At 72.6% G+C, this 26,275-nt stretch carries 29 protein-coding genes; 13 read left to right on the forward strand and 16 right to left on the reverse strand.

All coding sequences use genetic code 11. From position 1 onward, the window contains the following. Positions 1-170 precede the first annotated feature (170 nt). Together AB0L33_RS29685 and AB0L33_RS29690 are read left to right on the forward strand one after the other, a co-directional pair. Positions 171-1,235: a hypothetical protein gene (locus AB0L33_RS29685; protein ID WP_365686351.1), complete on the forward strand. Its 1,065-nt coding sequence runs from the start codon at positions 171-173 to the stop codon at positions 1,233-1,235. A gap of 14 nt (positions 1,236-1,249) precedes the next feature. Further along, the gene (locus AB0L33_RS29690; protein WP_365686353.1) at positions 1,250-2,386 is read left to right on the forward strand and encodes a hypothetical protein; all 1,137 of its coding nucleotides are present in this window, start codon (positions 1,250-1,252) and stop codon (positions 2,384-2,386) included. An 86-nt stretch (positions 2,387-2,472) separates the two neighbouring features. Here the strand turns inward: AB0L33_RS29690 and AB0L33_RS29695 are convergent, their stop codons facing one another. The 3 genes from AB0L33_RS29695 to AB0L33_RS29705 all read right to left on the reverse strand — a co-directional run bounded on the left by AB0L33_RS29695 (position 2,473) and on the right by AB0L33_RS29705 (position 4,435). Beyond that, complete coding sequence (locus AB0L33_RS29695) at positions 2,473-2,910, reverse strand: NUDIX domain-containing protein (RefSeq protein WP_365686355.1); 438 nt, start codon at positions 2,908-2,910, stop codon at positions 2,473-2,475. 30 nt (positions 2,911-2,940) lie between these two features. Further along, a complete protein-coding gene (gene fabG / locus AB0L33_RS29700) occupies positions 2,941-3,771 on the reverse strand; it encodes a 3-oxoacyl-ACP reductase FabG (RefSeq protein ID WP_365686458.1) in 831 nt (276 codons plus the stop codon). Between the two features lie 121 nt (positions 3,772-3,892). Next, positions 3,893-4,435, reverse strand: coding sequence for a flavoprotein (locus AB0L33_RS29705; RefSeq protein WP_365686356.1), 543 nt, complete (start codon positions 4,433-4,435; stop codon positions 3,893-3,895). Positions 4,436-4,579: 144 nt separating this feature from the next. On the opposite strand from AB0L33_RS29705, the gene AB0L33_RS29710 reads away from it, so the two are divergent. Next, positions 4,580-5,518 (forward strand): pseudouridine synthase, encoded by a 939-nt coding sequence (locus tag AB0L33_RS29710; RefSeq protein ID WP_365686357.1) that lies wholly within the window; start codon positions 4,580-4,582, stop codon positions 5,516-5,518. Here AB0L33_RS29710 and AB0L33_RS29715 read toward each other — a convergent pair. The 3 genes from AB0L33_RS29715 to AB0L33_RS29725 all read right to left on the reverse strand — a co-directional run bounded on the left by AB0L33_RS29715 (position 5,515) and on the right by AB0L33_RS29725 (position 8,036). Further along, entirely contained in the window at positions 5,515-6,144 is a 630-nt protein-coding gene (locus AB0L33_RS29715) for an MBL fold metallo-hydrolase (RefSeq protein ID WP_365686359.1), read from the reverse strand. The two genes, AB0L33_RS29710 and AB0L33_RS29715, sit on opposite strands and share 4 nt — an antisense overlap. Then, positions 6,144-7,229, reverse strand: a complete 1,086-nt coding sequence (locus tag AB0L33_RS29720; protein ID WP_365686360.1) for an S-(hydroxymethyl)mycothiol dehydrogenase — start codon at positions 7,227-7,229, stop codon at positions 6,144-6,146. The genes AB0L33_RS29715 and AB0L33_RS29720 overlap by 1 nt, the downstream gene beginning before the upstream one ends. A gap of 105 nt (positions 7,230-7,334) precedes the next feature. After that, positions 7,335-8,036, reverse strand: coding sequence for a FadR/GntR family transcriptional regulator (locus AB0L33_RS29725; RefSeq protein ID WP_365686362.1), 702 nt, complete (start codon positions 8,034-8,036; stop codon positions 7,335-7,337). A gap of 142 nt (positions 8,037-8,178) precedes the next feature. Here AB0L33_RS29725 and AB0L33_RS29730 point away from each other — a divergent pair, with 142 nt between their 5' ends. Beyond that, positions 8,179-8,688, forward strand: a complete 510-nt coding sequence (locus AB0L33_RS29730) for a gluconokinase (protein ID WP_365686364.1) — start codon at positions 8,179-8,181, stop codon at positions 8,686-8,688. Positions 8,689-8,699: 11 nt separating this feature from the next. Continuing rightward, positions 8,700-10,097, forward strand: coding sequence for a gluconate:H+ symporter (locus tag AB0L33_RS29735; RefSeq protein WP_365686366.1), 1,398 nt, complete (start codon positions 8,700-8,702; stop codon positions 10,095-10,097). Here AB0L33_RS29735 and AB0L33_RS29740 read toward each other — a convergent pair. Beyond that, entirely contained in the window at positions 10,083-10,766 is a 684-nt protein-coding gene (locus AB0L33_RS29740) for a cytochrome b/b6 domain-containing protein (RefSeq protein ID WP_365686368.1), read from the reverse strand. The two genes, AB0L33_RS29735 and AB0L33_RS29740, sit on opposite strands and share 15 nt — an antisense overlap. Next, the gene (locus tag AB0L33_RS29745; protein ID WP_365686460.1) at positions 10,708-11,373 is read right to left on the reverse strand and encodes a molybdopterin-dependent oxidoreductase; all 666 of its coding nucleotides are present in this window, start codon (positions 11,371-11,373) and stop codon (positions 10,708-10,710) included. The genes AB0L33_RS29740 and AB0L33_RS29745 overlap by 59 nt, the downstream gene beginning before the upstream one ends. A 183-nt stretch (positions 11,374-11,556) precedes the next feature. Between AB0L33_RS29745 and AB0L33_RS29750 the strand changes: the two genes are divergently transcribed. Next, on the forward strand, positions 11,557-11,997 hold the full coding sequence (locus tag AB0L33_RS29750) for an ASCH domain-containing protein (RefSeq protein ID WP_365686370.1): 441 nt from the start codon (positions 11,557-11,559) through the stop codon (positions 11,995-11,997). A gap of 7 nt (positions 11,998-12,004) precedes the next feature. Here AB0L33_RS29750 and AB0L33_RS29755 read toward each other — a convergent pair whose 3' ends face one another. Next, a complete protein-coding gene (locus AB0L33_RS29755) occupies positions 12,005-13,246 on the reverse strand; it encodes an FUSC family protein (protein ID WP_365686372.1) in 1,242 nt (413 codons plus the stop codon). Positions 13,247-13,331: 85 nt separating this feature from the next. Further along, entirely contained in the window at positions 13,332-14,987 is a 1,656-nt protein-coding gene (locus AB0L33_RS29760) for an FAD-binding dehydrogenase (RefSeq protein ID WP_365686373.1), read from the reverse strand. 182 nt (positions 14,988-15,169) lie between these two features. On the opposite strand from AB0L33_RS29760, the gene AB0L33_RS29765 reads away from it, so the two are divergent. From AB0L33_RS29765 to AB0L33_RS29780, 4 genes are read left to right on the forward strand one after another with little or no spacing between them, the layout of a single operon-like run. Further along, positions 15,170-16,060: a DMT family transporter gene (locus tag AB0L33_RS29765; RefSeq protein WP_365686374.1), complete on the forward strand. Its 891-nt coding sequence runs from the start codon at positions 15,170-15,172 to the stop codon at positions 16,058-16,060. Positions 16,061-16,088: 28 nt separating this feature from the next. Then, a complete protein-coding gene (locus tag AB0L33_RS29770) occupies positions 16,089-16,607 on the forward strand; it encodes an NUDIX domain-containing protein (protein ID WP_365686375.1) in 519 nt (172 codons plus the stop codon). A gap of 42 nt (positions 16,608-16,649) precedes the next feature. Continuing rightward, positions 16,650-17,045 (forward strand): DUF202 domain-containing protein, encoded by a 396-nt coding sequence (locus AB0L33_RS29775; protein ID WP_365686377.1) that lies wholly within the window; start codon positions 16,650-16,652, stop codon positions 17,043-17,045. Beyond that, positions 17,042-17,353: a DUF202 domain-containing protein gene (locus tag AB0L33_RS29780; protein ID WP_365686379.1), complete on the forward strand. Its 312-nt coding sequence runs from the start codon at positions 17,042-17,044 to the stop codon at positions 17,351-17,353. Before AB0L33_RS29775 ends, AB0L33_RS29780 begins: the two co-directional genes overlap by 4 nt. A gap of 15 nt (positions 17,354-17,368) precedes the next feature. Here the strand turns inward: AB0L33_RS29780 and AB0L33_RS29785 are convergent, their stop codons facing one another. Both AB0L33_RS29785 and AB0L33_RS29790 read right to left on the reverse strand, forming a co-directional pair. Continuing rightward, positions 17,369-18,313: an NADP-dependent oxidoreductase gene (locus AB0L33_RS29785; protein ID WP_365686381.1), complete on the reverse strand. Its 945-nt coding sequence runs from the start codon at positions 18,311-18,313 to the stop codon at positions 17,369-17,371. Between the two features lie 47 nt (positions 18,314-18,360). Then, positions 18,361-19,650 (reverse strand): glucarate dehydratase family protein, encoded by a 1,290-nt coding sequence (locus AB0L33_RS29790; RefSeq protein WP_365686383.1) that lies wholly within the window; start codon positions 19,648-19,650, stop codon positions 18,361-18,363. A gap of 153 nt (positions 19,651-19,803) precedes the next feature. Here AB0L33_RS29790 and AB0L33_RS29795 point away from each other — a divergent pair, with 153 nt between their 5' ends. Next, positions 19,804-20,826 carry a phosphotransferase family protein gene (locus tag AB0L33_RS29795; RefSeq protein WP_365686384.1) on the forward strand — a complete coding sequence of 341 codons (1,023 nt, stop codon included), beginning with the start codon at positions 19,804-19,806 and terminating at the stop codon, positions 20,824-20,826. A 6-nt stretch (positions 20,827-20,832) separates the two neighbouring features. Beyond that, a complete protein-coding gene (locus AB0L33_RS29800) occupies positions 20,833-22,047 on the forward strand; it encodes an acyl-CoA dehydrogenase family protein (RefSeq protein WP_365686386.1) in 1,215 nt (404 codons plus the stop codon). Between the two features lie 4 nt (positions 22,048-22,051). Here the strand turns inward: AB0L33_RS29800 and AB0L33_RS29805 are convergent, their stop codons facing one another. After that, on the reverse strand, positions 22,052-22,216 hold the full coding sequence (locus tag AB0L33_RS29805) for a hypothetical protein (RefSeq protein WP_365686387.1): 165 nt from the start codon (positions 22,214-22,216) through the stop codon (positions 22,052-22,054). 74 nt (positions 22,217-22,290) lie between these two features. Between AB0L33_RS29805 and AB0L33_RS29810 the strand changes: the two genes are divergently transcribed. Next, positions 22,291-23,178, forward strand: coding sequence for a LysR family transcriptional regulator (locus AB0L33_RS29810; protein WP_365686389.1), 888 nt, complete (start codon positions 22,291-22,293; stop codon positions 23,176-23,178). Here the strand turns inward: AB0L33_RS29810 and AB0L33_RS29815 are convergent. From AB0L33_RS29815 to AB0L33_RS29825, 3 genes are read right to left on the reverse strand one after another with little or no spacing between them, the layout of a single operon-like run. Beyond that, complete coding sequence (locus AB0L33_RS29815) at positions 23,168-23,761, reverse strand: TetR/AcrR family transcriptional regulator (RefSeq protein WP_018103668.1); 594 nt, start codon at positions 23,759-23,761, stop codon at positions 23,168-23,170. The genes AB0L33_RS29810 and AB0L33_RS29815 overlap by 11 nt on opposite strands. A 39-nt stretch (positions 23,762-23,800) precedes the next feature. Beyond that, positions 23,801-25,459 carry an AMP-binding protein gene (locus tag AB0L33_RS29820; RefSeq protein WP_365686391.1) on the reverse strand — a complete coding sequence of 553 codons (1,659 nt, stop codon included), beginning with the start codon at positions 25,457-25,459 and terminating at the stop codon, positions 23,801-23,803. Continuing rightward, positions 25,456-26,220, reverse strand: coding sequence for an SDR family oxidoreductase (locus tag AB0L33_RS29825; RefSeq protein WP_365686393.1), 765 nt, complete (start codon positions 26,218-26,220; stop codon positions 25,456-25,458). The genes AB0L33_RS29820 and AB0L33_RS29825 overlap by 4 nt, the downstream gene beginning before the upstream one ends. Positions 26,221-26,275: the final 55 nt, after the last annotated feature.

Below are 26,275 nucleotides of genomic sequence, written 5' to 3' on the forward strand. Positions count from 1 at the left end.
GTACGGAATCGGGCCCGCCCGGGAAGGTGCCGGGCCCGGTGCCGTACGGAATCGGCAACCGGGTGCGTTCTGTGCCGAGTTGGGCCCGCGCCCCCCTCCCCCGGGGCGAGCGGTGACGTCGTAGCATCGGCACTTTGCGCGATCTTTACCGCTTCACAAGGGGGAATGTGATGGGCATCGGCAGGCGCCGGGCCTCGGTCATCGCCGGGGTGGTGGCCGGGGCGGTGCTGGCGACGGGCACCGTGCTGTGGGCGACGGACAGCGGGCCGTTCCGGGACAGTTACTGCTGGGGCGCGTGGGAGCAGAACAGCGGCCCGTCCTTCCTCGGTGACGAGGCGCTGGAGAAGTCCGGCTCCGAGCGCGGCTCCACCGAGTCGGCCGCGCCCTCGGCGGCCCGGCCGCACGGCACCTGTACGGTGTCCGTCACCTCCTCGGTCGAGGACGACGACTCGGACGAGCCGCTGACCTTCGAGGAGTCGGTGACCCTGGACTACGGCCCGGTGCCCGCGGGTGCGAAGGAGCGGCGGGCCTGGCTGGCGCACTTCTTCCACGGCTCCGCGTCGCCGCTGCCGGACGGGCTCGACGGCCTGGTGGGAGGGGACCGGGGCATGCTGATGCTGCCGTCGTCCTGCGACAAGGACGGTGCGCCGTCCGTGGTCACGATCCGCAGCGAGAGCACGGGCGACGGCCATCTCGGCAAGGTCCCCATGCCGTTCACGATCGCCACGCGCACCGAGGTGGCCCGGATGCTGCTCGCCGCCGCCAACACCGGTATGGACAAGGCCGGATGCGCACCCGCGCACCCGCTGCGCAGCAGCTCCCCGATGGTGACGGTGGCCGAGGACGAGGAGTCCGCCGCGTCACCGCTCTGCCGGATACCGGGCGTCACCTTCGACTACGGCGAGGGCTCGCGCTACCGGCAGCAGGTGGGCGCGGTCACCGACCGGCTCCAGACGTGCTCGGTGGTGTGGAAGCAGCCGCGGATGCCCGATGAGCCGTCCGCGCAGTACGTGATGGCGAACGGGAGCCGTCTGACGGCCCTGTTCGAGGGCATGCCGGAGGGCGCGGAGCAGGGCCTGGTGCGCCGCAGCTGCGACGGACGGCGGACGGTGTTCTACGGGCATGTGGAGGCCGGTCTCCAGGACCGGGGCCGCCCCTCCGACCAGCAGGTGTTCCACCGCTTCGTCGAGTCGGTCGGCAAGCGCATCGGGTGCGGAAGCGGTGAGGACGCGTGAGCGAGGAGAACGCCGTGACGGACACGGAAACCCAGGTCGCCCCGGAAACCGCCCGGCCCCCGCTGCTGCGCCGTCTGCTGCGCAGCCGCACCGTGCGGGCCGCGACCGCCGCCGCGTTGGCCGGGGCCCTGCTGGGCGCGGGCACGGTCGCCTGGCGCACGGACACCCTTCCGCTGCTCGGGCCCTCCCCCTGCTGGGACTCGCTCGGTTCCGGGTCCATGGACGGCCTGTTCGGGGACCGCCGGACCGAGGTCGAGGAGCAGTCGCTGCACAACGACCCGATGGGCGACGGCGGTTCGTACGGACAGTGCCGCATCACGAGCTACGAGGACGACCGGGCCCGCCGCCAGGTGACGGTGAACGTGCGCCGCCTCGACGGGCTGCGGGGCACCGACTCGCAGGACTGGCCGGGCGAGTTTCTGTCCTCGGGCATGGTGCCGCTCGGCGAGGGACTGCCCGGCATGGCATCGTCCTCGCGCGCCTGGATCGCACTGCCGCAGGCGTGCACCGGGCGCGACGACTTCACCGGGCCCACGGTGGTGGACATCGGCATGGGCCGGTCGGGCTTCGAGGTGTCGTCCGAGTACACCCTGCGGGACCGGGCGGCCCTGACCGGGGCGCTGATCGACGCGGCCAACGGCGTCATCGACGACTTCGGCTGCTCCGGCACGTACCGGCAACCGCGCGACATGCACCCGCCGGTCGAGTGGGACGACACCCGGACGTCCACGTTCTGCGGGATCAAGGGCCTCACCCTGCCCGCGGCGTACCGGAAGGACCTGCGGGAGACCCGCGTCAGCGGCGAGGGCGGCCCGGCCCGGATCTGCGAAGCGGGCTACGACTCCGACGAGACGGCCGTCCGGCTGACGACGGTCACCGACCCGGTGCTGGCCGAGATCTACTCGTCGGACGCGCTGCACTCGGGTGCGCCCGTGAAGGGGACCCGGGGTTACGGAAAGGTGGGCGGGAACCGCGCGGTGTACCGGGCGGTCTGCCAGACGGGCCAGGTGATGTTCGTCCTGGAACAGCTGCGCCCGGCGGGCAAGGGCAGCCGCTTCACGTTCACCCACGACCTGCTCCCGGCGTACGCGGCGGCGGAGGCGGAACGGATCGGCTGCGGCCCGCAGAAGGTGACGTTCCCGGCGTCCTGAGCGCCGAGCGAACAACACGTAGCGACGCCATCCGGGCCGACTCGCCTCGGAGTCGGCCCGGATGGTGTGCTGACGCGCCCGAAGGTTCAGAGAGATACCCCGACTCCGAGGCTTCCGGTGCTGATGGCTCCCCGTAGGACGTGGACGATGTCCTCGGGCTTGAGGTCGATACCGTCGAGGCCCTCCAGGGTCAGCGGGATCTCCTCCAGCGCATATTCACCGCGGCCCTCGGCGCTGAACTCGGGACCGGTGCGGTCGTCGAAGGACCAGGTCGCGATGCGGGCGAGGTAGAAGAGCTGACGCTCGTCGTCGGACTCCATCGTGTGGAGCAGACGGATGATGTCGGCCTTTCCCGCGATCTCCTCGTGGATCTCGCGGTGGAGGGCGGCCTCGCGTGACTCATCGGTGGGCTCGACGCCGCCGCCGGGCAGGACCCAGTACTCGGGGATGCCGGGCCTGGTGCGGCGGATGACCAGCATCGTGCGGTCGCGGGTGACGAGGACGGCACGGACTCGTTCGATCATTTCGTTGGGTCTCCTTGCTTGTTGACGTTCTCAGTGGAGCAGCCAGCCACCATCGACGTGGACGGACTGCCCCGTAATGAACGAGGCGGAGGGGCCTACGAGAAACGCCACCAGGGCGGCGACGTCCTCGGGGCGGCCACGGCGCGGGACGCACTGGCGCTTGATCTGGTCCTCCGGCCGTGCACGGTGCCGGGCGGGGAGGGCGTTCTCGGCCTCTACCTGGATGGCGCCGGGCATGACGGTGTTGACGCAGATCCCGAACGGACCCAGTTCCCGGGCGAGGGAGCGGGTCAGTCCCAGCAGCCCGGCCTTCGCGGTGCTGTATGCGACGAGGTTCGTCCGGCCGGCGCGGGCGTTGACGCTGCCGATGTTCACGATCCGGCCCCAGCGGCGTTCGATCATGCCAGGGGTGAATGCGTGGCAGGTGCGGTAGTGGGCGGTGAGGTTCACGTCGAGGGAGTAGTCCCAGGCGGTCTCGTCGGTGTCCTGCCAGGCGACGCGGGGGTAGGAACCGGCGTTGTTCACCAGGATGTCGACGGGTCCGATCTCGGCGCGGACGAGGTCGGCCATGGTCCGAACGGAGCCCGGATCGGTCAGGTCTGCGTTGACCGCGATCCCCGGGCTGCCCGCGCGTTCGAAGGCGGCAAGGAGGGCGTGGGCGTCGGGGTCTTGGCCGAGGTGGTTGACCGCCACGGTTGCTCCTGCGGCCGCGAGCGCCCGTCCGATCTCGGCGCCGATGCCGGTGGCCCCGCCTGTGACGAGGGCGGTGCGCCCCTGGAGGGGCCGACTCTGGAGAGGACTCTCAAGCAGTGGCAGTGCCGGTGGGCCCGTGCGGGAGTGTCGTTCCGGTCGTCGCCCCAAGAGGTGGAAGCGCCGCCACAACGCCACCCACGCCAAGGTTCGTTGCGGTTGATTTGACCTTGCGGCTGGCAAGAAGCCTGCTGCGGTTGCCATCCCTTCGCTCCGACGGGCCGAAGGGCGATCACCTTCCGGGGCGGTCGGCAATCTTGCCCTCCAAAAGTTTCAGTGCCTCCTCCCACCGGAAGCGGTCCACTCCACCGCCGGTCTTCGGCCGGTGGGGCTCGTAGGAGCCGATCATCACGCCCATCTCCCGGAGCTGGTCCAGACTCCGGCCGTAGGCCGGGTGGGCAGCCATAGCCGTGTTCACGTACGGGAGGACGGCGGTCGGGATGCCCATCCCGTACGCCTCGCACAGGATGCCGAGGGCCAGGGTGTCGGCGATGCCGGCCGTCCATTTGTTGATCGTGTTGAAGGTGGCGGGCGCGACGGCGATGGCGTCGGCGGGCGGGAGGGGACGCGGGTCGCCGGGACTGCGCCAGGCCGAGCGGATCGGGTAGCCCGTTTGCGTCTCGATCGCTTCCGTGTCGAGGAAGCCGAGCCCTTGGGGTGTGGCTATGACCCCGACGTCCCAGCCCTTGTTCTGCGCGGCGGTGATCAGCTTGGGGGCGTCGCCCGCGATGCCGGCTGCGCAGACCACGACGTACAAGAAGGGTTGTGTCGTCACACCGGGGCTCCCAGTCGTCGGCTCAGTCGGTGGAGTTCGGGCAGCGTACGTCGCCGGTCGGGGGCGGCCAGGCCCCCGGCTCCATGAAAGGATGCCGGGCACCATGAGAACCATCAGCTTTTCCGTGCCGGGCCGGGGCCCCCGGTGAGGGGCCGGGCGAAGCCGCCCGCGTCGCCGCTGCCCCAGCGCGACGGGGTCGATCCGGTCCGGGTGCGGCTCCCGGCCGACCCGGACGGGCGGTGGGCCACGGTCCGGGACCATCTCCTCGACCGGTTCGCCGGGGCGATCGGCGCGGAGCGGGTGGCGGCGCTGCTCGCGGGCGGACGGTTCGTCGCCACGGAGGGGCCGGTCACCGGCGACGAGCCGTACACGGCGGGGCGCTATCTGTGGTTCCACCGGGACTTCGCGCCGGAGGAGCCGGTGCCGTTTCCGGTGGGGGTGGTGTACCGCGACGCGCATCTGGTCGTCGCGGACAAGCCGCACTTCCTGGCGACGATGCCGCGTGGCCGGCACATCACGGAGACGGCGGTGGCCCGGCTCCGCCGTGACCTGGACCTGCCGGAGCTGCAGCCCGCGCACCGGCTCGACCGGCTGACGGCGGGTCTCGTGCTGTTCGTGGTCCGGCCCGGGGAGCGCGGGGCGTACCAGACGCTGTTCCGGGATCGGCTGGTGCGCAAGGAGTACGAGGCGGTGGCCTCGTACGATCCGGAGCTGGTGCTGCCGCGTACGGTGCGCAGCCGCATCGTGAAGGAGCGCGGGGTGCTCGCGGCGCGCGAGGAGCCCGGCGAGCCGAACAGCGAGAGCCGGATCGAGCTGCTGGACCACCGGGACGGGCTCGGCCGTTACCGGCTGCTGCCCGCCACCGGGCGCACGCACCAGCTGCGGGTGCACATGAACAGCCTGGGGCTGCCGCTGGTCAACGACCCGGTCTATCCGGTGACCGAGCCGGACGCCGCCCCCGGCGACTTCTCGCGCCCGCTGCAACTGCTCGCCCGGATGCTGCGGTTCACCGACCCGGTCACGGGAGAGCCGCGCCGCTTCGAGAGCGGGCTGCGGCTCTCCGCGTGGCCGGACAGGCCCTAGTGACCCCTCGCGATCCACTCGTCCAGGTGCGGGGCCTCCGCGCCGATGGTGGTGGAGTCGCCGTGGCCGGTGCGCACCTCGGTCGCCGGGTCCAGGGTGAGCAGCCGGTCCCGGATGGAGTCCACGATCACCGGGAACGACGAGAAGGACCGGCCGGTGGCGCCGGGGCCGCCCTGGAAGAGGGTGTCGCCGGTGAAGACCGTGGCCAGGCCGGGGGCGTACAGGCAGACCGCGCCGGGGGCGTGACCCGGGGTGTGCAGGACGGTCAGCGTGGTCCCGGCGACGGTGATCTCCTGGCCGTCGGCCAGTTCGCCGTCGGGGGCCCGGTCCGGGTGGGTCTGCTTCCACAGCGGCAGGTCGTCCGGGTGGAGGAGGACCGGCGCCCCGGTGGCGTCGGCGAGGGCCGGGGCGGCGTCGATGTGGTCGTTGTGCGCGTGGGTGCAGATGATGGCGCGCAGCGTGCGGCCGCCGAGGGCGTCCTCGATGGCGGCGGCGTCGTGGGCGGCGTCGATGACGACGGCCTCGGAGTCGTCGCCGACGATCCAGACGTTGTTGTCGACGTCCCACTCGCCGCCGTCGAGGGCGAAGGTGCCGGAGGTGACGAGGTGGTCGATGCGGGCGGCCATCAGAACACCACCACCGAGCGCAGCACGTCGCCGTCGTGCATCCGGCCGAACGCCTGCTCGATGTCGCCGAGGCCGATGGTCTCGGTGACGAACGCGGCGAGGTCGAGCCGGCCCTGCTGGTGGAGGTCGACCAGCATCGGGAAGTCGCGGGACGGCAGGCAGTCCCCGTACCAGGAGGACTTGAGCGAGCCGCCGCGGCCGAAGACGTCGAGCAGCGGGAGTTCGAGCTGCATCTCGGGGGTGGGGACGCCGACGAGGACGACGGTCCCGGCCAGGTCGCGGGCGTAGAACGCCTGCTTGTACGTCTCCGGGCGGCCGACGGCCTCGATGACGACGTCGGCGCCATTGCCGCCGGTCAGCTCGCGGATGGCCTCGACGGGGTCGGTGGAGCGGGAGTTGACGGTGTGCGTGGCACCCATCGACTTCGCCGTCTCCAGCTTGCGGTCGTCGATGTCCACGGCGATGATCCGGGCCGCGCCGGCCAGCCGGGCGCCCGCGATCGCGGCGTCGCCCACCCCGCCGCAGCCGATGACGGCGACCGAGTCGCCGCGGCCGACCTGGCCGGTGTTGATGGCGGCGCCGATGCCCGCCATGACCCCGCAGCCGAGGAGCCCGGCGACGGCCGGGGACACCTCCGGGTCGACCTTGGTGCACTGGCCCGCGGCGACGAGGGTCTTCTCCGCGAAGGCGCCGATGCCCAGGGCCGGGGACAGCTCGGTGCCGTCGAGGAGGGTCATCTTCTGCTCGGCGTTGTGGGTGTCGAAGCAGTACCAGGGGCGGCCGCGCAGACAGGCACGGCACTGGCCGCACACCGCGCGCCAGTTGAGGATCACGAAGTCGCCCGGCGCGACGTCGGTGACGCCCTCGCCGACGGACTCCACGACGCCCGCGGCCTCGTGGCCGAGGAGGAAGGGGAACTCGTCGTTGATGCCGCCCTGCTTGTAGTGCAGGTCGGTGTGGCAGACGCCGCACGCCTGGACCTTGACCACGGCCTCACCGGGTCCGGGGTCCGGAATGACGATCGTCTCGACGCGGACCGGTTCGTTCTTCCCCGGCGCGATGACCCCTTGTACGTGCTGCGGCATTCCCGTGGACTCCCTTTTCCCGACTCTTCGCTGAGACCGGTGCTCCCGGCTCGGGGCCGGGATCGATCACGGGCAACGGTACGCGGTGCCGGGCGGCGGGCGGTCTCAGGGCGCGAGAACGTCCAGCTCGTGGAGGGCGCCGACGGCGATCTCCTTCGTCAGGCGCTCGGCCCCGGCCGCGTCCCCGGCGCGTACGGCCTCGGCGAGGCGCACGTGCAGGGTGACGGCCGCCGGGTCGGGGTCCTCGAACATCACCTGGTGGTGCGTGCGGCCCGCGAGGACCTCGGCGACCACGTCGCCCAGGCGCGCGAACATCTCGTTGCCGGAGGCGTTGAGGACGATGCGGTGGAAGGCGATGTCGTGTTCGAGGTACCCCTCCAGCTGCTGGCCGCGCGAGGTGGCGACCATGCCGAGGGCGCGCTCGGTCAGCTCGGCGCACTGCTCCGGGGTGGCGTGGCGGGCGGCGAGCGAGGCGGCGACCGGCTCGATCGCGGAGCGCAGGACGGTGAGGGAGCGCAGCTGGCGGGGGCGGTCGGCACCGGCCAGCCGCCACCGGATGACCTGGGGGTCGTACACGTTCCACGCCTCGGCCGGGCGTACGGTCACGCCGACGCGGCGGCGGGACTCGACCAGGTGCATGGACTCCAGGACCCGGATCACCTCGCGGACCACCGTGCGCGAGACGTCGAAGCGCTGGGCGAGCTCGTCGGTGCGCAGCACCTGGCCGGGCGGGTGCTCCCCGGCGGCGATCTCCAGGCCCAGGGTGTCCAGGACATGCGTGTGGAGCCCCTGGGCAGGTGTGGTCATGGACCCAGGGTACGGGGCCGCCCTCCAGCCCATTAAGTACGACGTTTATGTCACACCCTCTTGAATAAGTCGTACGTATAGGTTTCAGTGGCGCGACGGACCGATGTCGAGGAAGACATCGAAGAGACAGCGAGGCACCGCTATGAGCACCCCCCACGTCGTCGTGGTGATGGGCGTGGCAGGGACCGGCAAGACCACGATCGGTCCCCTGCTCGCCGACGCACTGGGCGTTCCGTACGCCGAGGGCGACGACTTCCATCCCCCCGCGAACATCGCCAAGATGTCGGCCGGCACTCCGCTGGACGACGCGGACCGGTGGCCCTGGCTCGACGCGATCGGGCAGTGGGCGCACGGCCGGGCGGGGCTCGGCGGGGTCGTCAGCAGCTCCGCGCTCAAGCGCGCCTACCGGGACCGGCTGCGCGCCGAGGCCCCGGGCGCGGTCTTCCTCCACCTGACCGGTGACCGGTCCCTGATCGAGGAGCGGATGGCGGGCCGCAAGGGCCACTTCATGCCGACCGCGCTCCTCGACTCCCAGTTCGCCACCCTCCAGCCGCTGGAGGACGACGAGGCCGGCGTCGCCGTGGACGTCTCCGGCACCCCCGAAGAAATCACCCAGCGAGCCGTCGCCGCGTTGCGCCGGCTCGACAGCTAAGGACCACCACCGTGACCAGTCTCAGCGTCGAGACGCTGGCAGCGGACGCCGTCGAACCGATCACCTCGGCCGGCAACGCGCAGTTGGGCATCGCCGTCCTGGCGGGCATCGCCGTCATCGTCCTGCTCATCACCAAGTTCAAGATGCACGCGTTCCTCGCGCTCACCATCGGCTCGCTGGCGCTCGGCTCGTTCGCCGGTGCCGCGCCGGCGAAGACGATAGCGAGCTTCACCGCGGGCCTCGGCTCGACCGTCGCGGGCGTCGGCGTCCTGATCGCGCTCGGCGCGATCCTGGGCAAGCTGCTCGCGGACTCCGGCGGCGCCGACCAGATCGTGGACACGATCCTGGCGCGGACGAGCAAGCGGGCCATGCCGTGGGCGATGGTCCTCATCGCGTCGATCATCGGCCTGCCGCTGTTCTTCGAGGTCGGGATCGTCCTGCTGATCCCGGTCGTGCTGCTCGTCGCCAAGCGCGGCAACTACTCCCTGATGCGCATCGGCATCCCGGCCCTGGCCGGTCTGTCCGTGATGCACGGCCTCATCCCGCCGCACCCCGGCCCGCTGGTCGCGATCGACGCGCTGGACGCCAACCTCGGCGTCACCCTGGCCCTCGGCGTGGTCGTCGCGATCCCGACGGTGATCCTGGCCGGACCGGTCTTCTCGCGTTACGCCGCCCGCTGGGTGGACATCAAGGCGCCGGAGAAGATGATCCCGCAGCGCCCCTCCGAGGACCTGGAGCGCCGCCCCGGCTTCGGCGCCACCCTCGCCACGATCCTGCTGCCCGTCGTGCTGATGCTGATCAAGGCGCTGGTGGACATCGTGGTGGACGATCCGGAGCAGGGGCTCCAGAAGGTCACCGATGTGATCGGCTCGCCGCTGATCGCGCTGCTGGCGGCCGTGATCGTCGGGATGTTCACGCTGGGCCGGGCGGCCGGCTTCACCAGGGCGCGGCTCTCCACCACCGTGGAGAAGTCCCTCGCCCCGATCGCCGGTGTGCTGCTCATCGTGGGCGCGGGCGGCGGCTTCAAGCAGACGCTGATCGACGCGGGCGTGGGCCAGATGATCCTGGACTTCTCCGAGGACTGGTCGATCCCCGCCCTGCTGCTCGGCTGGCTGATCGCGGTCGCGATCCGCCTGGCGACCGGCTCGGCGACCGTGGCGACGATCTCGGCGGCCGGCCTGGTCGCCCCGCTCGCGGCCGACATGTCGACCTCGCACGCGGCCCTGCTGGTCCTGGCCGTGGGCGCGGGCTCGCTCTTCTTCAGCCATGTCAACGACGCCGGGTTCTGGCTGGTGAAGGAGTACTTCGGCATGGACGTGGGCCAGACGGTGAAGACCTGGTCGGTGATGGAGACCATCATCTCCGTGGCCTCGCTGGTCTTCATCCTGCTGCTGTCACTGATCCTCTAGCCGGTCCCGCCCGTCGGGTGCCCACAGCGGGTGCTCGCGGCGGGCCCACTCCCGGCCCACCGACCCGGAGCGCATGCCGCGGCGTGCCTCCGGGTCGGCGTACGCCATGGCGATGTGACCGGCCAGCACCAGCCCGGCCGCGAGGGCCAGCCAGTCGTGGACGAAGGTCGCGGCGGTGCGCCACACCAGCGGGGCGAACCCGGTGAACCACATCAGCAGCCCGGTGCCCGCCATGACCAGCACCGCCCCGGCGATCCACGCCGCGTAGAGCTTCTGCCCGGCGTTGAACTTCCCGGCGGGCCGTGCACCTGGTCGCCGGTCGCGCCGCAGGGCCGCCCGCAGCCACGTCCGGTCGTGCGGCCCGAACCGGTTGAGCCTCCGCAGGTCGGCCCGCAGCGGCCGTGCCGCGAGGCCCGCGAGCAGCGGTACGGGGATGAGCAGCCCGGACCACTCGTGCACGGTGACAACGAGGTGGCGGCGCCCGACGAGTTCGGCGAGCTGCGGCACGTACAGGCAGCCGGCCGAGGCCACGCACAGCAGCATCAGCGCGGCGGTGGCCCGGTGCACCAGGCGCACCGGGCGGGCGAACCGGTGGACCCGGCCCGCCGGTTCAGACGGTGGGGGCGTCGTCGCGGCCGTTGGACCGGCCGACCCAGGCGTCGACGTCATAACCGAGCTTCTCCCAGTAACCGGGGCGTACGGAGTCCGTGACGGTGATCCCGGAAAGCCATTTCGCCGACTTGTAGAAGTACATCGGGGCCACGTAGAGCCGCACCGGCCCGCCGTGCGCGTGGGACACCGGCTCGTCGTTCATCCGCAGCGCCACGAGCACGTCGGCGCGGCGGGCCTGGCCGAGGGTCAGGCTCTCGCTGTAGGTCCCGTCGAAGCAGGTGAAACGGACGGCCTTCGCCCCGGGCCGCACCCCGGCCGCGTCGAGCAGGGCGGACAGCCGCACGCCCTCGAAGGCGGTTTCCGGGACCCGCCAGCCGGTGACGCACTGCACGTCCCGGACGATCCGGGTCTGCCGCATCCCGCGCAGCGCGTCCAGCGTGTACGTGGCCGGGCGGTCGACCAGCCCGTCGACCTCGAGCCGGTAGTCCGCGGCGCCCTTGGCCGGTACGGAGGAGGCCACGGAGTAGTAGCGGAATCCGCCGCCGCCCGGCAGAAGCCCGGTGAGCCCCGTGGGGTCCTTGCCCGCGACCGCGCCGAGGCCCGATTCCAGGGTGCGCTGCAGCACGGGCGCGGCGACGAGTCCGGCGGCGCCGAGGCCCAGCATGCCCAGGACCAGGCGGCGGCCCACGGGGGCGCCGACGCCGTCCGGGCCGTCATCGGGTGGGGAACTGTTCACCCGACGATTCGAGCACCCCGGGCGGCCGGGCGCCAGGGGCGGCGGCGGGCCGTCACCGTTCCGTCAGATGTGCCGTGCGCCGGGGAGGGGCCCGGTGCCAGACTGGCGCCCATGCCGAACCGTGAAGCGCTCAAGCCCTTCCTGCTCGCCTTCCCGGGGCCGCTGCGCGACCAGTTGGTCGCCGCGGTCCTGGACGGGCGGAAGGTGTCCACCTCCGGACTGCTCGTGGAGTACGAGATCGAGCAGGAGGAGCTGCCGCCGGTCGGTGAGCGGTCCGCCCTGATCGACTCGGACGGCCGGGAGATCGCCGTACTCGAAGTGACCGAGGTACGGGTGCTTCCGCTGGCGGACGTGGACCTCCAGCACGCGCTGGACGAGGGCGAGGGCTATGCGTCGGTCGCCGAGTGGCGGGAGGGCCACGAGCGGTTCTGGCACAGCGAGGAGATGCGCGACGCGCTCGGCGACCCGGAGTTCACGGTGGACGACGGGACGATGATCGTCGCCGAGCGGTTCCGGGTGGTCGAGCGCATCGATCCGGACGCGCGGGGCTGAGCGGGCCCTACTTCTCCGTCCGCTTCGCCCGGTCCGCGCCCTTCACCAGGCCCAGGCGGCGGCGGAACGCGAGCAGCCGGGGGTGGCGTTCGTGCAGGTGGGCCGAGCGGCGGTCGAGCTCCTGGCCCAGGCGCTCGGCGCGCTTCTCGATGTCCAGTTCGTCCAGGATGCGGTCCACCTCGGCGAGCAGCGCCCCGTGCAGCTGCCACTTCCGGGGGTGCTCCTGGACGGCGGCCAGCAGCATGTCCGCCACCAGGTCGCGGGTCCTGCGGCTGGTGTCGAGCGCGTCGGTGAGCCGGTCCTCGGCCTCCTCGGCGCTGGCGGCGACCGGGGTAGTGATGAGCATCGAGAAGCTTTCGATGGCCCCCGCCATCTGCTCGAACAGTTCCGTCATGTGGGCGGCGACCTCGGGCGGGAACTGGGGGGCGTCGCCCCGGTCCTTGGCGAGGTCGGTCAGGGTCCTGGACAGCACCCGGACGACGACGGCGCAGATCTCCAGCGTGTCCAGACCGGTCCGCAGCACCACGCGGTGCAGCAGCCCCTGCCGCACCCTCGGGTTGTACATGAGGCTTTCCTCGGCCTGCCGCAGGGAGGCGTCGACCTCCACGATGTCGTGGTCGAGCCGCCGGGCCCGGTGCAGCCGGTCGGCCGCCTCCGCGACGGTGACCGGGCGGGCGAGGTCACTGCCCAGATCACGGAACATCTGCCCCATCTCGCGGGCCAGCCCGTCGATGGAGGCGCCCGCGGTCTGCACCCAGACGGGCGGGGCGAACAGCAGGTTGAACAGCAGGCCCACACCGGCGCCGATCAGCGTCTCGAACACCCGCTCCCAGGCCATGCTGGACCGCGCGGTCTGCGAGGTGACGCCGAGGACGAGCATCGCGCTGATCGCCACCTCGGGGACGAACTCGTCCACCCGGACCAGTCTGCCGATGATCAGCGCGGTGAAGATGGTCAGCCCCAGGCTCCACCAGGACAGCCCGACCAGGGAGCTGAAGCCGCTCGCGATGAGGACGCCGACGACGACGGCCACCACACGCTTCACCGACATGTTGACGGTGGCGTACAGGGTGACCTGGACGACGAGCAGCGCGGTCAGCGGTGCGGTCAGGGGGGCGGGCTCGGTCAGGGTGGCGGTCGCCACGGCATAGGCGATGACCGCGGCGCCCGTGGAGCGCAGGGTCTGCGCCGCCACGGGCTCCGTGCTGCGCCGGACGAGGTTGATGACGGGTTCGGCTACTCCTGGCATCTTCTTCCCATGCCCGGATAGCGGCGTCTCCCCACGGTTCCGCCCCCGGAACCCCACCGGACGGACGCGCCCGGGGCCGCAGGCCTCAGCCGACCGCCTGTGCCGCCGCCCGGCCCGCCGCGCGGCCGGAGAAGATGCAGCCGCCCAGGAAGGTGCCCTCCAGCGAGCGGTAGCCGTGCACCCCGCCGCCTCCGAAGCCGGCCGCCTCGCCCGCCGCGTACACCCCGGGAAGCGGGGTCCCGTCCCCGGTCAGGACGCGCGAGGACAGGTCGGTCTCCAGGCCGCCGAGCGACTTGCGGGTCAGGATGTTCAGCCGTACGGCGATGAGCGGCCCGGCCTTCGGGTCGAGGATGCGGTGCGGCGCCGCCGTGCGGATCAGCTTGTCGCCGAGGTAGCTGCGGGCACCCCGGATCGCGGTGATCTGGAGGTCCTTGGTGAAGGGGTTGGCGATCTCCCGGTCGCGGGCGGTGATCTCGCGGCGGAGCGCGTCCTCCTCGATGAGGCCGTCGCCGGTGAGCGCGTTCATGCCGCGTACGAGGGCGCCGAGGTCCCGCTCCACGACGAAGTCCACGCCGTTGTCCATGAACGCCTTCACGGGGGCCGGGACGTCGGCGCGGGCGCGGCCGAGCACGCCGCGGACGGACTTGCCGGTCAGGTCGGGGTTCTGTTCGGAGCCGGAGAGCGCGAACTCCTTGCCGATGATCTTCTGGTCGAGCACGAACCAGGTGTAGTCGTGGCCGGTGCGCATGATGTGTTCGAGGGTGCCCAGCGTGTCGAAGCCGGGGAAGAGCGGGACGGGCAGCCGCTTGCCGGTGGCGTCCAGCCAGAGCGAGGACGGGCCGGGCAGGATGCGGATGGCGTGCTTGTCCCAGATGGGGTTCCAGTTCTCGATGCCCTCGGTGTAGTGCCACATCCGGTCGCGGTTGATGTGGTGGGCGCCCGCCTTCTCGGCGACGCCGAGCATCAGCCCGTCGACGTGGGCGGGGACGCCGGAGAGCAGCTTGGCGGGCGGGGTGCCCAGCCGTTCGGGCCACTGGGCGCGTACGAGGTCGTGGTTGCCGCCGATGCCGCCCGAGGTGACGATCACCGCCTGGGCCCGGAGCTCGAAGGAGCCCGCGGTGTCCCGGCTGCTCGCGGTCCCGCGCGGCGCGGCGCTCGGCTCCAGGACCTCGCCGGTCACGGTGTCGACGGCGCCCCCGGTGCGGGCGAGGCCGGTGACCCGGTGACGGAAGCGGAAGGTGACCAGCCCCTTGGCGACGCCCTCGCGCACCCGGCGCTCGAAGGGGGCGACGACGCCGGGCCCGGTGCCCCAGGTGATGTGGAAGCGGGGTACGGAGTTGCCGTGGCCGTTCGCGTCGTAGCCGCCGCGCTCCGCCCAGCCGACGACGGGGAAGAACCGCATGCCCTGGGCGTGCAGCCAGGAGCGCTTCTCACCGGCCGCGAAGTCGACGTACGCCTCGGCCCATTTGCGTGGCCAGTGGTCCTCGTCGCGGTCGAAACCGGCCGTGCCCAGCCAGTCCTGGAGCGCCAGCTCCCGGCTGTCCTTGATGCGCATCCGGCGCTGCTCGGGCGAGTCCACGAGGAAGAGGCCGCCGAAGGACCAGTGCGCCTGGCCGCCGAGCGACTGCTCGGGCTCCTGGTCGAGCACGATGACCGAACGGCCCGCGTCCACCAGCTCCGCGGTGGCCACGAGCCCGGCGAGCCCCGCCCCGATCACGATCACATCAGCGTCGTACGCCATGGGTTCCATCCTTGTCGGGGCTCGCGAAGTTACTCGTGCGTCAGATCTTGGGCACCGCCCGTCGCCGCGTCAACCGTCCGGCCGTCGGCCACGGTCGGCCGCGCCCTCGCCGCGCCGGGCGGGGCGGGCGGTTATCGTCGAGGGACATCACCCTCCTCCGGCCTGACGTGGGGTGGACAAGCGTGTCGGTGCTGGTCCTCGTGCTCGCCGTGACGGCCGCCTGCTGCCTGGGCTTCGGCTTCGTGTTCCAGCAGGCCGCCGCCGCCCACGCGCCCAAGCGCGACTACCTGACGTTCCGGCTGCTGCTCGACCTGATGAAGGTGCGCAGCTGGCTGGCGGGCATCGGGCTCATGGTGTGCGGCATGGTGCTGGGGGCGCTGGCGCTCGGCAAGGGCGAGGTCTCCGTCGTGGAGCCGCTGCTGGCGACGAACCTGCTCTTCGCGATGGCCCTGTCCCGGCACCGCACCGGCCAGCGCCTCGGCCGGCAGGGCTGGGCGGGGCTGTGGCTGCTGGCCCTCGGGGTCGCCGCGTTCCTGGTGGCGGGCGAGCCGAAGGGCGGCGAGGCGGTGTCGAGCCCGCTGCGGCACTGGCTGGTCGTCGGGGTGGTGGCGGGGCTGGCCCTGCTGCTGACCGCGTTCGCCAAGCGCCGCAGGTCGCGGACGTCCCCGGCGCTGCTCGCGGTGGCGGCCGGGCTGCTCTACGGCTTGCAGGACGCGCTGACCCGGGTGAGCGGCGAGCGCTTCTCGGAGGGCGGCTGGTCGGGCCTGCTGACGTCGTGGCAGCCGTACGCGGTGCTCGTGCTCGGGGTGACGGGCCTGCTGCTGGTGCAGAGCGCCTTCGAGACGGGGCCGCTGCGGATGTCGCTGCCCGCGCTGACGGCCGCCCAGCCGCTGGCCGGGATCGCCTGCGGGATCGGGTTCCTGGGCGACCAGGTGCGGACGGACGCGGGCGCGCTGGCCTGGCAGGCCGCGGGGCTCGCGGCGATCGTGACGGGCATCGTGCTGCTCGGGCTGCATCCGGCGATGCCGGAGGGCCCGGTGCGGCGCGGTGCGCACAGCCTTCAGCGGCACTGAGCGCGGGCGGTGCTGTTGGATGGCCCGCATGAATCCTTCTGACGAGATCCTGGACATCGTGGACGAGAACGATGTGGTCGTCGGGCAGGCCCCGCGCGGTGAGGCGACCGCCCGGGGCCTGCGCCACCGGTGCGTGTTCATCGAGGCGCGGGACGCGGAGGGCCGGGTCTTCGTGCACCGCAGGACCGCGACGAAGCTGGTGTTCCCCTCGCACTACGACATGTTCGTCGGCGGGGTGGTCGGCGCGGGCGAGAGCTACGACGAGGCGGCGCTCAGGGAGGCCGAGGAGGAGCTGGGCGTCTCGGGGCTGCCGCGCCCGGAGCCGCTGTTCAAGTTCCTGTACGAGGACGAGGGCGGCCACCACACCTGGTGGTCGGCGGTCTACCGGGTCAGGTGCGAACTTCCGGTGAACCCGCAGGTGGAGGAGGTCGCCTGGCACACCTTCCTGGACGACGCCGAGCTGGAGCGGCGGATCGGTGACTGGCTGTGGGTGCCGGACGGGCTGGACTGCTACCGGCGCCTGCGGGCGTTCCGGGCAGCCGCCTGAGCCGGTCGGAAGCGAACATAAAAGCGGGGATAAGGTCCACAAGTGAACGAATTTGTACAGAGCATGCGGCTGTGGTTCGCGCCGGAGCGCGTCCGCGCCGAGGGCGAGACTCCGGACTACCGCTTCTCGCTCGCCAACGAGCGGACCTTCCTCGCCTGGATCCGGACGGCGCTGGCCCTGATCGGCGGGGGCTTCGCGGTCGACCAGTTCCTGCCGGAGCTGTCCCGGGCGGTGCGCACGGGGCTGGCGCTCGCGCTCCTCGCGGCCGGTGTGCTGTGCGCGCTGCGGGCGGTCAACCACTGGGTGCGGTGCGAGCGGGCGATGCGGCGCGGCGAGGACCTGCCCGTCTCGCGTTTCCCGACGCTGCTGAGCATCGCCGTCGCCGTGGTGGCGGTCGCGATGGTGGTGGTGGTCCTCTTCGGCTGGGAGGGCCGGTGACCGCCGGGGAGCGCGACCCGGGGCTCCAGCCGGAGCGGACCCGGCTGGCGTGGCGGCGTACGACCCTGTCGTGCACCGTGGCCGCGGTGCTGGCCGTGCGGCAGACGCTGCACGGCGGGGCGACGGACACGGCGGTCATCGCGCTGTCGCTGAGCGCCCTGGCCTGGCTGGGGTTCCTGTGGGTCGCGAACCGCAGGGTGCAGAGCATGGGCGGCGCCCGCCCGCGCCCCCTGGAGGCGGCGAGCGCGATCACGGCCGCCGCGTGCACCGTGGCGCTGGCGGTGTTCGCGGCGGCGATGCTGGTCTGAGGGCGGGGCCGCCGGTCAGCCCTCGGGCGCGTCCCAGTTCACGGTGACGACGATCTTGCCGCGGGTCCGGCCCTCCGCGTTGAGCCGCTGGGCCGCCGCCGTCTCGGCCAGCGGGAAGACCCGGTCGACGTGGACGGTGACGATGCCCTGCTCGGCCAGTTCCGCGAGGTGCGCGAGGTCGGCGGCGTCGGGCCGGACGAACGCGTACCGGCCGCCGTACGAGAAGACCTCGGTGTCCACGATGGAGGCGAGCCGTCCGTCGGGGGCCAGGGTCTCGGCGGAGGCGCGCAGGGCGTCCCCGCCCACCGTGTCGAAGGCGGCGTCGATGCCGTCGGGGGCCAGGGCCCGCAGCCGGTCCGCCAACCCGTCCCCGTACGCCACGGGCTCCGCGCCGAGCGTGCGCAGGTGGTCGTGGTTGCGTTCGCTCGCGGTGCCGATGACGCGGCAGCCCGCGTGCCGGGCGAGCTGGACGGCGAGCGAGCCGACGCCGCCCGCCGCCGCGTGGACCAGGACGGTCTCGCCCTCCCGGACGCGCAGGGTGCGGTGGAGCACCTGGTAGGCGGTGAGCCCGGCCAGGGGCAGGCCCGCCGCCTCCTCGAAGCTCAGGCGCAGGGGCTTGCGCGCGAGGGTGCGCACGGGCGCGGCCACGTACTCGGCGAAGGTCCCCCGGCTCAGGAAGTCCTCGCGCACGTAGCCGATGACCTCGTCGCCGACCGCGAACTCGTCCACGGCGACACCGGGCTGGACCACGACCCCGGAGACGTCCCAGCCGGGGATCACCGGGAAGACCGTGTCCAGCATGCCGTCGAGCCTGCCTTCCCGGGTCGCGCGGTCGACCGGGTTCACGGCGGCGGCCCGGACCTTGACCAGGACGGTGTCGGGACCCACTTTCGGGTCCGGCCGCTCGCCGTATTCGAGGACGTCCTCGTCGCCGAATCTGCTGTAACTGATCGCCTTCATGCCTCGACCCTCGCGTCGGGCCGGGGCGCCCGCAACTCAGCCGCGGGTCACCAGCGCGGGATCGACGGGGTCCGCCAGTCCGGCTCGGCCTTCCGCATCGCGGCGGCGTCGTCGCGTTCGCGCATGGAGCCGTCGTCGTCCAGCCAGCGCCGGTGCAGCGCGGCGAGGCGGTCCCGGTCGAGCTCGACACCGAGGCCGGGGGCGTCCGAGACGGTGAGGCGGCCGTCCTCGAAGACGTGGCGGGCGGTGATGACGTCCTCGGTCTGCCAGGGGTAGTGGCTGTCGCAGGCGTAGTCCAGGTTGGGGACGGTGGCCGCGACGTGCGTCATCGCGGCGAGGCTGATCCCCAGGTGGGTGTTGGAGTGCATCGAGAGCCCGACGCCGTGCAGGCGGCAGATCGCGGCGAGCTCGCGGGTGCGGTGCAGCCCGCCCCAGTAGTGGTGGTCGGACAGGACGACCTGGACGGCGTCCCGGGCGAACGCCTCGGGGACCTCGGCGAGCGTGGTGACGCACATGTTGGTGGCCAGCGGGACGTCCGTGGCGGCCGAGACGGCGGCCATCGCGTCCGTGCCGCTCGCCGGGTCCTCCAGGTATTCGAGGACGTCCTTCAGCCGCTCGGCGACGTACAGCGAAGTCTCCGCGGACCAGGCGCCGTTGGGGTCCAGGCGCAGCGGCTGCCCGGGGAACGCCTCGGCGAGCGCGCGGACGGCGGCGATCTCCTCGTCGGGCGGGAACACGCCGCCCTTGAGCTTGAAGGAGGAGAAGCCGTGGTCGCGGGCGAACCGGCGGGCCTGGGCCACCACTCCGGCCGGGTCGAGGGCCGCGCCCCAGCCGTCGCGCTCCCCGCCCTCCGGGTGGGCGGCCCAGCGGTAGAAGAGGTACGCGCTGTACTCGACCCGGTCGCGCACCTTGCCGCCGAGCAGCGCGTGCACGGGGAGCCCGACGGCCTTGCCGAGCGCGTCCAGGCAGGCCACCTCGAAGCCGGAGACCACGGAGAGCCGCAGCTTGTCCGCGGTCTGGACGCCGCGCAGCCCGCCCGCGTCGACGCGCTCGTCGGCCGCCCGTGAGTCGCCGCACACCTCGTCGGCCAGGGCGAAGAGCCCGTTCACATCGCTGACCGGGCGTCCGGGCAGCGCGTCGGCCAGGGGCCTCGCGAGCTCCAGGTACTTGCCGTCGCCGTAGGTCTCCCCGATTCCGGTGACCCCGCCCCGGGTGACGACCTCCACGACGAGCCGGGGGGTGTACGGCTGGTGGACGCCCTGGGTGTTGAGCAGGGGCGGGTCGGCGATGAGGATCGGGGTCAGCCGGACTTCGTCGATGAGCAGCGCGGTATCCATACGTGAACCCTATTCAGGGATGCGACCGAGCACCAGGGGTGGGGCGGTTCCGGGGCCGGAGACCCCAGAACCGGTTCCGGGCACGCACTGGACGACATACCGACTGGTCGGCATCATGAGAGCGACCGTTCGCCCACCCCGGAGGTACGCACGATGAGCCACGTCCATCCGCCAGGTCTCGATCTCGACCGGCTGCGCGGACACCTGGACCGCGAGCGCCCGGGACTGGTGGGCGGACCGCTCGACGCACGCGTCGTGGAGGGCGGCCGGTCGAACCTGACCTACCTGGTCACCGACGGAACCGGCCGCTGGGTCGTCCGCCGTCCTCCGCTGGGGCACGTCCTGGCCACCGCGCACGACATGAAGCGCGAGCACCGGGTGATCAGCGCCCTGCACCCGACGGCGGTCCCGGTCCCCGAGCCCCTCCTGCTCTGCGAGGACGACGCGGTCATCGGCGCGCCGTTCTACGTCATGGAGTACGTGGAGGGCACCCCCTACCGCACGGCGGAGCAGCTGGCCCCGCTCGGACCGGAGCGGACCCGCGCCGCGGTGCTCGCCCTGGTCGACACGCTGGTCGAGCTGCACGCCGTGGACCCCGAGGCGGTCGGGCTCGGCGACTTCGGACGTCCCGAGGGCTTCCTCGACCGGCAGCTGCGCCGCTGGGGGAAGCAGCTGGCCGCCTCCCGGAACCGCGAGCTGCCCGGCATCGAGGAGCTGCACGCGGCGCTCGGCCGCGAGCTGCCCGTCTCCCCCGCGCCCGCCGTGGTGCACGGCGACTACCGCCTGGACAACGCGCTGATCGGCCCGGACGACGAGATCAAGGCCGTCCTCGACTGGGAGATGTCCACGCTCGGCGACCCGCTCACCGACCTCGGGCTGCTCGTCATGTACAGCTCCGACCTGGGGCTGCCGGAGTCGCCGGTCTCCACGACCAGCGGCGCGCCCGGCCACCCCTCCCCCGCCGAGCTGATCGAGCGCTACGCGGCCCGCTCCGGCCGCGACACCTCGGCCATCTCCTGGTACACGGCGTTCGCCTGGTTCAAGCTCGCCGTGATCCTGGAGGGCATCCACTACCGCTACACCCTGGGCCAGACCGTCGGCGGCGGCTTCGACCGCATCGGCGATCTCGTCCCCGTCTTCATCGAGCACGGCCTCACCACCCTCCAGGAAGGCTGATCCCCCATGGACTTCGCATTCGACGCCCGTACCGAGGAGCTGCGCACCCGGCTCCTCGCCTTCATGGACGAGCACGTCTACCCGGCCGAGCGGATCGCGGACGAGCAGCGGGCCGAGCTGGACTCGCCGTGGCAGACCCCGCGCATCGTGGAGGAGCTGAAGGCACAGGCCCGCGCGCAGGGCCTGTGGAACCTCTTCCTGCCGGGCACGGAGCACGGGGCCGGGCTGAGCAACCTGCAGTACGCGCCGCTGGCGGAGATCCTGGGCCGCTCGCCGCGGCTGGCGCCCACGGCGACGAACTGCGCGGCGCCGGACACCGGGAACATGGAGGTGCTGGCCGAGTTCGGCACGGACGAGCAGAAGAAGCGGTGGCTGGAACCGCTGCTGGCCGGGGAGATCCGGTCGGCCTTCGCGATGACGGAGCCGGAGGTCGCCTCCTCGGACGCGACCAACATCGAGACCCGGATCACCCGTGACGGCGGCGACTACGTCATCAACGGCCGCAAGTGGTACATCTCCGGTGCGATGAACCCGGACTGCGAGATCTTCATCGTGATGGGCAAGACGGACCCGGACGGCGCGGACATCCGCCGCCAGCAGTCGCAGATCCTGGTGCCCCGGGACACCCCCGGTCTCACGGTGAAGCGCGCCATGCAGGTCTACGGCTACGAGGACCACTGGCACGGCGGGCACGCGGAGGTCGTCTTCGAGGACGTGCGCGTCCCGGCGTCCAACCTGATCGGGGAGGAGGGCGGCGGCTTCGCCATCGCCCAGGCGCGGCTGGGTCCGGGGCGCATCCACCACTGCATGCGGCTCATCGGCATGGCGGAACGGGCGATCGAGCTGATGTGCCGGCGCGCGGTCTCGCGTACCGCCTTCGGCAAGCCGCTCGCCCAGCAGGGCGTCGTGCAGAACTGGATCGCGGACGCCCGGGTCACCGTCGAGCAGCTGCGGCTGCTGGTGCTGAAGACGGCCTGGCTGATGGACACCGTCGGCAACCGGGGCGCGCACACCGAGATCCAGTCCATCAAGATCGCCACCCCGCGCGCGGTGGTCGCCATCCTCGACCAGGCGGTGCAGCTGCACGGCGCGGGCGGGGTGAGCCAGGACTTCCCGCTCGCCGAGCTGTGGGCCTCGGCCCGCACGCTGCGCCTGGCGGACGGCCCGGACGAGGTGCACCAGCGCTCGCTGGCCCGGCGGGAGATCAAGCAGTACCTGTAGCGCCTCAGTAGCCGCCGGACGGTACGTGGTCGGCCAGGGCCAGTTCGCGGGCGAAGGCCCGGACCCGCAGCAGGGTGCGGGCCAGCAGCCGGACCGGGAGGGGGCGGTGCGGGCCGTAGGCCGCGGTCCACAGGACGGGGATGCGGGTGGAGCTCTGGATGTGCGCCATGAATCCAGCTTGACCCCGGCCCGGGAGGCGGTCCAACAGATGGATTCGCTGGGAGCCATCGATAGCGTAGATGCATGGAGATACGCCAGCTCCGCCACTTCATGGCGGTGGTCACGCACGGCAGCTTCACCGCGGCCGCCCGCGCCGAGCTGATCGTGCAGTCGGCGCTGAGCACGTCCGTGCGCAACCGGGAACGGGAACTGGGCGCCGAGCTCTTCGACCGCACCGGCCGCCGGGTCGTCCTCACCGAGGCGGGCCGGGCGCTGCTGCCCGCCGCGCGCACTGTGCTCGCGGGCACGGACGCCGCCAGGGACGCGGTGGCGGCCGTGTCGGGGCTGGCCACCGGGCGGGTCCGCGTCGGCACGATCCAGACGCTGACCTGCGTCGACCTGGCCGCCGAGCTCGCGGCGTTCCACCGGCTGTGGCCCGGGGTGCAGATCTCGCTGCGCGAGGCGACGACGCCGGAGCTGGTGGCCGCGGTGCGTGCCGGGGAGCTGGACCTCGCCTTTCTGGCGCCGGACGCCGCCGCACTGCCGGAGGGCATCACCGCGTTCGCCACCTGGTACGAGGAACTGGTGCTGATCACCGCGCCCGGGCACCCTCTCGCGACGGCGGGGCGCACGCTGATCAAGGATCTCGCCGACGAGCCGTTCGTGGACTTCCGGGCGGGCACCGGCCTGGAGACGGCGGTGCGCAGGCTGGCCGCGCACTGCGGTCTGGAGCGCCGGATCACCTGTGACGTCACGCAGATCCGGCTGCTGGTCGACCTCGTCCGGGCGGGTATCGGGGTGGCGATCGTGCCGCGCCGGATCGGCGAGGACGCGGGGCTGCCGTGCGTGACCATCCGGCAGCCCGAGCCGGGCCGGACGGTGCTGCTGGTGGGCCGGGCGCCCCGGCCGCGCAACCCGGCGGCGGAGGCGCTGCTCGACCGCCTGTGCGGCCGGGAGCCCGTTACGGCCTGAGCGCCCGCAGCAGCAGGTCGGCGAGGTGGTCGGCGACCTCCTGCGGGGTGAGGGGGCCGTCCGGGCGGTACCAGGTCGACAGGTGGTGGACCGAGCCGAAGTGGTAGTCCACGATCAGGTCCGCCGGGGTGGCGGTGGAGAAGACACCGCTGCGCTGGCCCTCCTCGACCAGGGCGCGGAAGCGCTCGTGGTAGCGCCGCCGCTCGCCCCGTACCTGCTTGTTCTTCTCCGGGCTCAGGTGGTGCATGGAGCGGAAGAAGATCGAGGCGTCGTCCAGGTTCTCGATGGTGGTGACGACGACGTCGGCCGCCGCGTCGCGCAGCCGCTGCTCGATGGGCGCCTCGGCGTTCGCGAAGGCGTCGAGCCGTTCCTGCTGGAGGCGCAGCACCCGGGCGTACACCTCCTGGAGCAGGTCCTCCTTGGAGCCGAAGTAGTGGTACAGCGCTCCCTTGGTGACTCCGGCCGCCTCCACGATCTCCTGCACCGAGGTGCGGTCGTAGCCCTGCTCGGCGAAGAGCCGGGTGGCGGCGGCCAGCAGTCGCTGCGGGACGGGGGTGCCGCTCCCGTCCGTCTCCTTGGCCATAGCCGCCGCCTTCCTTCCGTGCGTACGCGTATGTCTGTCCTAGCGGGCTGAACGCAGTTCCCGCCTGAGGATCTTCCCACTTGCCGTCTTGGGCAGCTCGGCCAGGATCTCGACCTCGCGCGGGTACTTGTAGGCGGCGAGCCGTTCCTTGCAGTACGCGCCCAGCTCGTCCGGCTCCACGGACGCGCCCGGACGCAGGCTGACGTAGGCCCGGACGGTCTCGCCCCGGTAGGCGTCGGGCACGCCGACGACGGCGGCCTCGCGGACGGCCGGGTGCGTGTAGAGGACGTCCTCCACCTCGCGGGGCCACACCTTGAACCCGGAGGCGTTGATCATGTCCTTCTTGCGGTCGACCACGTAGAGCCAGCCCTCGCGGTCCATGAAGCCGATGTCGCCGGTGCGCAGCTCGCCGTCGGGGAAGGCGGCCGCGGTGGCCTCGGGCAGTCCCCAGTAGCCGGAGACGACCTGCGGGCCGCGCACCGCGATCTCGCCCTGCTCCCCGAAGGGCACCTCGGCGCCGTTCTCGTCCAGGATGCGGACGACGGTGTCCGGCCCGGGCACGCCGACCGAGAGGGTCCCGGAGACCGGGTCGACGGGCGCCTCGCGCTCCGGGGGCACGGAGGCGCAGGGCGCGGTGCACTCGGTGAGCCCGTAGCCGTTGCGTATGTACGGGCCGAAGCCCGCCCGGAACTTCTCCACGAGCGCGGGCGGCAGCGGCGCGCCGCCGGAGGAGATGACCTGGAACGACGCGAAGTGCCCGCGCGTCACGCCGGGGGTCGCGGCCAGCGCCATGAAGGCGGTGGAGGGCCCGACGGTGTACGCGGGGCGGTGCTCGGCGAAGGCGTCGAGGACGACCCCGGGGTGGAAGCGGTAGGCGAGGACGAGGGTGCCCGCGTTGGTGAGGCAGGCGGCCAGCTGGCACACCATGCCGGTGATGTGGAAGAGCGGGGCGAGCGCGAAGTAGGCGGCGCCCTCGGGGACGGGGTGGCCGGTGCGCTGGCGTTCGGCGTTGACCATGATGTTGCCGTGGGAGTTCAGGGCGCCCTTGGGGGTGCCGCTGGTCCCGGAGGTGTAGCTGATCAGCGCGGTGTCGGCGGCGGTGAGCTCCCGTCCGGCGGGGGCGGCGAGGCCCTGGCGGGCGACGGCGACCAGGTCGTCGGCGTCCGCGGCGGCGGGCAGCCGCTCGAAGTTCAGCACCCGCTCGTCGTTCTTCGTCTGGAGGTCCAGCTCGCAGGCGGTGACCGCGATCCGGACGGCGGGCGCGGCCGCGGCGGTGTCCCGGAGATAGGCCTCCCAGGCCCGGTCCGAGCAGATCAGGGCGGTGACCTGGGCGTCCTTGAGTACGTGGCCGACCTCGGCGGACTTGTACATCGGGTTGAGCGGCACGACGGTGGCGCCGGCCTTCCAGGCGCCGAGGAGCGCGAGGACGAACTGCGGGGAGTTCTGGAGCATGATCGCGACCCGGTCGCCGCGTTCCAGGCCCCGGGCGGCGAGGTGTCCGGCCACGGAGTCGGAGAGCTCGTCCGTCTCGCGGTAGCTGAGGCGGCCGTCGAAGTAGGCGAGCGCCGGGTGGTCCGGGGTGCGGTCCACGGACGCGCGGAAGGCGTGCACCAGGGTCTCGGCGGGGTGGACGGGGGCCCGCTGGGCCTCGCTGAGCAGCGGGAGCCAGGGCTTCGCCGCGTAGATGGAATCGGTCATGCTCCGGTCTCCTCCCAGGTGCGCTGGAGGCGGTTCATGCCGCGGATCCAGCGGTCGGTGTCGGCGGCCCTGGCCTCGTAGTAGCCGGCGACCTCGGGGTGCGGCAGGACCAGGAAGCGGTCCTCGGCCATGGCGTCGAACAGGGCGTCCGCGACGGCCTCGGGCTCGATGGCGCCGGGGGCGAGGACGAGCTCGCCGGCCGTTCCGGCGGCGGTGAGCATGTCCGTGCGCACGCCCTGCGGGCAGATCGCGTGGACCTTGACGCCCCGGTGCCGGTAGGTGAGCGACAGCCACTCCGCGAAGGCGACCGCGCCGTGCTTGGAAACGCTGTACGGGGCGGCGCCGATCATGGTCAGCAGCCCGGCGGCGGAGGCGGTGGAGACGAACCGGCCGCTGCCGCGTTCCAGCCAGTCCGGGAGGAGCGCGCGGGCCGCCCGGACGTGGGCCATCACGTTGACGTCCCAGGCCGCGGCCCAGACCTCCTCGTCGGCCATCGGGTCGCCCGGAGAGGCGAGCCCCGCGTTGGCGCAGTACACGTCGATGGTGCCGTCCAGGGCGTCCCGGGCGGCTGCCACGATCCGGGAGGCGTCCCCGGCGACCGGGATCGCGCCGGTCTCCTCGGCGAGCGCCGCGATCCGGGACGCGTCGAGGTCGTTGACGACGACCCGTGCGCCTTCGGCGGCGAATCTGCGGGCGAGGGCGGCGCCGATGCCGCCTCCGGCCCCGGTGACCACTACGCCGGCACCCTGCACCGTACTCATCGCTCTCGCACCTCTCAGCCGACTGCACGGGCAGACTAACCAGTCGGTATGTCGT

It is taken from the genome of Streptomyces sp. NPDC052299, assembly GCF_040679335.1.
Classification (GTDB): Bacteria; Actinomycetota; Actinomycetes; order Streptomycetales; family Streptomycetaceae; genus Streptomyces.

Coding starts and splice junctions, on each gene's coding strand:
- AB0L33_RS29755 (WP_365686372.1), bottom strand. CDS start 13,246: ATGCCAGGAGTAGCCGAACCCGTCATCAACCTCGTCCGGCGCAGCACG.
- AB0L33_RS29770 (WP_365686375.1), top strand. CDS start 16,089: ATGAATCCTTCTGACGAGATCCTGGACATCGTGGACGAGAACGATGTG.
- AB0L33_RS29795 (WP_365686384.1), top strand. CDS start 19,804: ATGAGCCACGTCCATCCGCCAGGTCTCGATCTCGACCGGCTGCGCGGA.
- AB0L33_RS29720 (WP_365686360.1), bottom strand. CDS start 7,229: ATGCCGCAGCACGTACAAGGGGTCATCGCGCCGGGGAAGAACGAACCG.
- AB0L33_RS29820 (WP_365686391.1), bottom strand. CDS start 25,459: ATGACCGATTCCATCTACGCGGCGAAGCCCTGGCTCCCGCTGCTCAGC.
- AB0L33_RS29740 (WP_365686368.1), bottom strand. CDS start 10,766: ATGACGTCGACGCCTGGGTCGGCCGGTCCAACGGCCGCGACGACGCCC.
- AB0L33_RS29725 (WP_365686362.1), bottom strand. CDS start 8,036: ATGACCACACCTGCCCAGGGGCTCCACACGCATGTCCTGGACACCCTG.
- AB0L33_RS29695 (WP_365686355.1), bottom strand. CDS start 2,910: ATGATCGAACGAGTCCGTGCCGTCCTCGTCACCCGCGACCGCACGATG.
- AB0L33_RS29785 (WP_365686381.1), bottom strand. CDS start 18,313: ATGAAGGCGATCAGTTACAGCAGATTCGGCGACGAGGACGTCCTCGAA.
- AB0L33_RS29815 (WP_018103668.1), bottom strand. CDS start 23,761: ATGGCCAAGGAGACGGACGGGAGCGGCACCCCCGTCCCGCAGCGACTG.
- AB0L33_RS29715 (WP_365686359.1), bottom strand. CDS start 6,144: ATGGCCGCCCGCATCGACCACCTCGTCACCTCCGGCACCTTCGCCCTC.
- AB0L33_RS29810 (WP_365686389.1), top strand. CDS start 22,291: ATGGAGATACGCCAGCTCCGCCACTTCATGGCGGTGGTCACGCACGGC.
- AB0L33_RS29790 (WP_365686383.1), bottom strand. CDS start 19,650: ATGGATACCGCGCTGCTCATCGACGAAGTCCGGCTGACCCCGATCCTC.
- AB0L33_RS29685 (WP_365686351.1), top strand. CDS start 171: ATGGGCATCGGCAGGCGCCGGGCCTCGGTCATCGCCGGGGTGGTGGCC.
- AB0L33_RS29800 (WP_365686386.1), top strand. CDS start 20,833: ATGGACTTCGCATTCGACGCCCGTACCGAGGAGCTGCGCACCCGGCTC.
- AB0L33_RS29805 (WP_365686387.1), bottom strand. CDS start 22,216: ATGGCGCACATCCAGAGCTCCACCCGCATCCCCGTCCTGTGGACCGCG.
- AB0L33_RS29745 (WP_365686460.1), bottom strand. CDS start 11,373: ATGCTGGGCCTCGGCGCCGCCGGACTCGTCGCCGCGCCCGTGCTGCAG.
- AB0L33_RS29760 (WP_365686373.1), bottom strand. CDS start 14,987: ATGGCGTACGACGCTGATGTGATCGTGATCGGGGCGGGGCTCGCCGGG.
- AB0L33_RS29825 (WP_365686393.1), bottom strand. CDS start 26,220: ATGAGTACGGTGCAGGGTGCCGGCGTAGTGGTCACCGGGGCCGGAGGC.
- AB0L33_RS29750 (WP_365686370.1), top strand. CDS start 11,557: ATGCCGAACCGTGAAGCGCTCAAGCCCTTCCTGCTCGCCTTCCCGGGG.
- AB0L33_RS29730 (WP_365686364.1), top strand. CDS start 8,179: ATGAGCACCCCCCACGTCGTCGTGGTGATGGGCGTGGCAGGGACCGGC.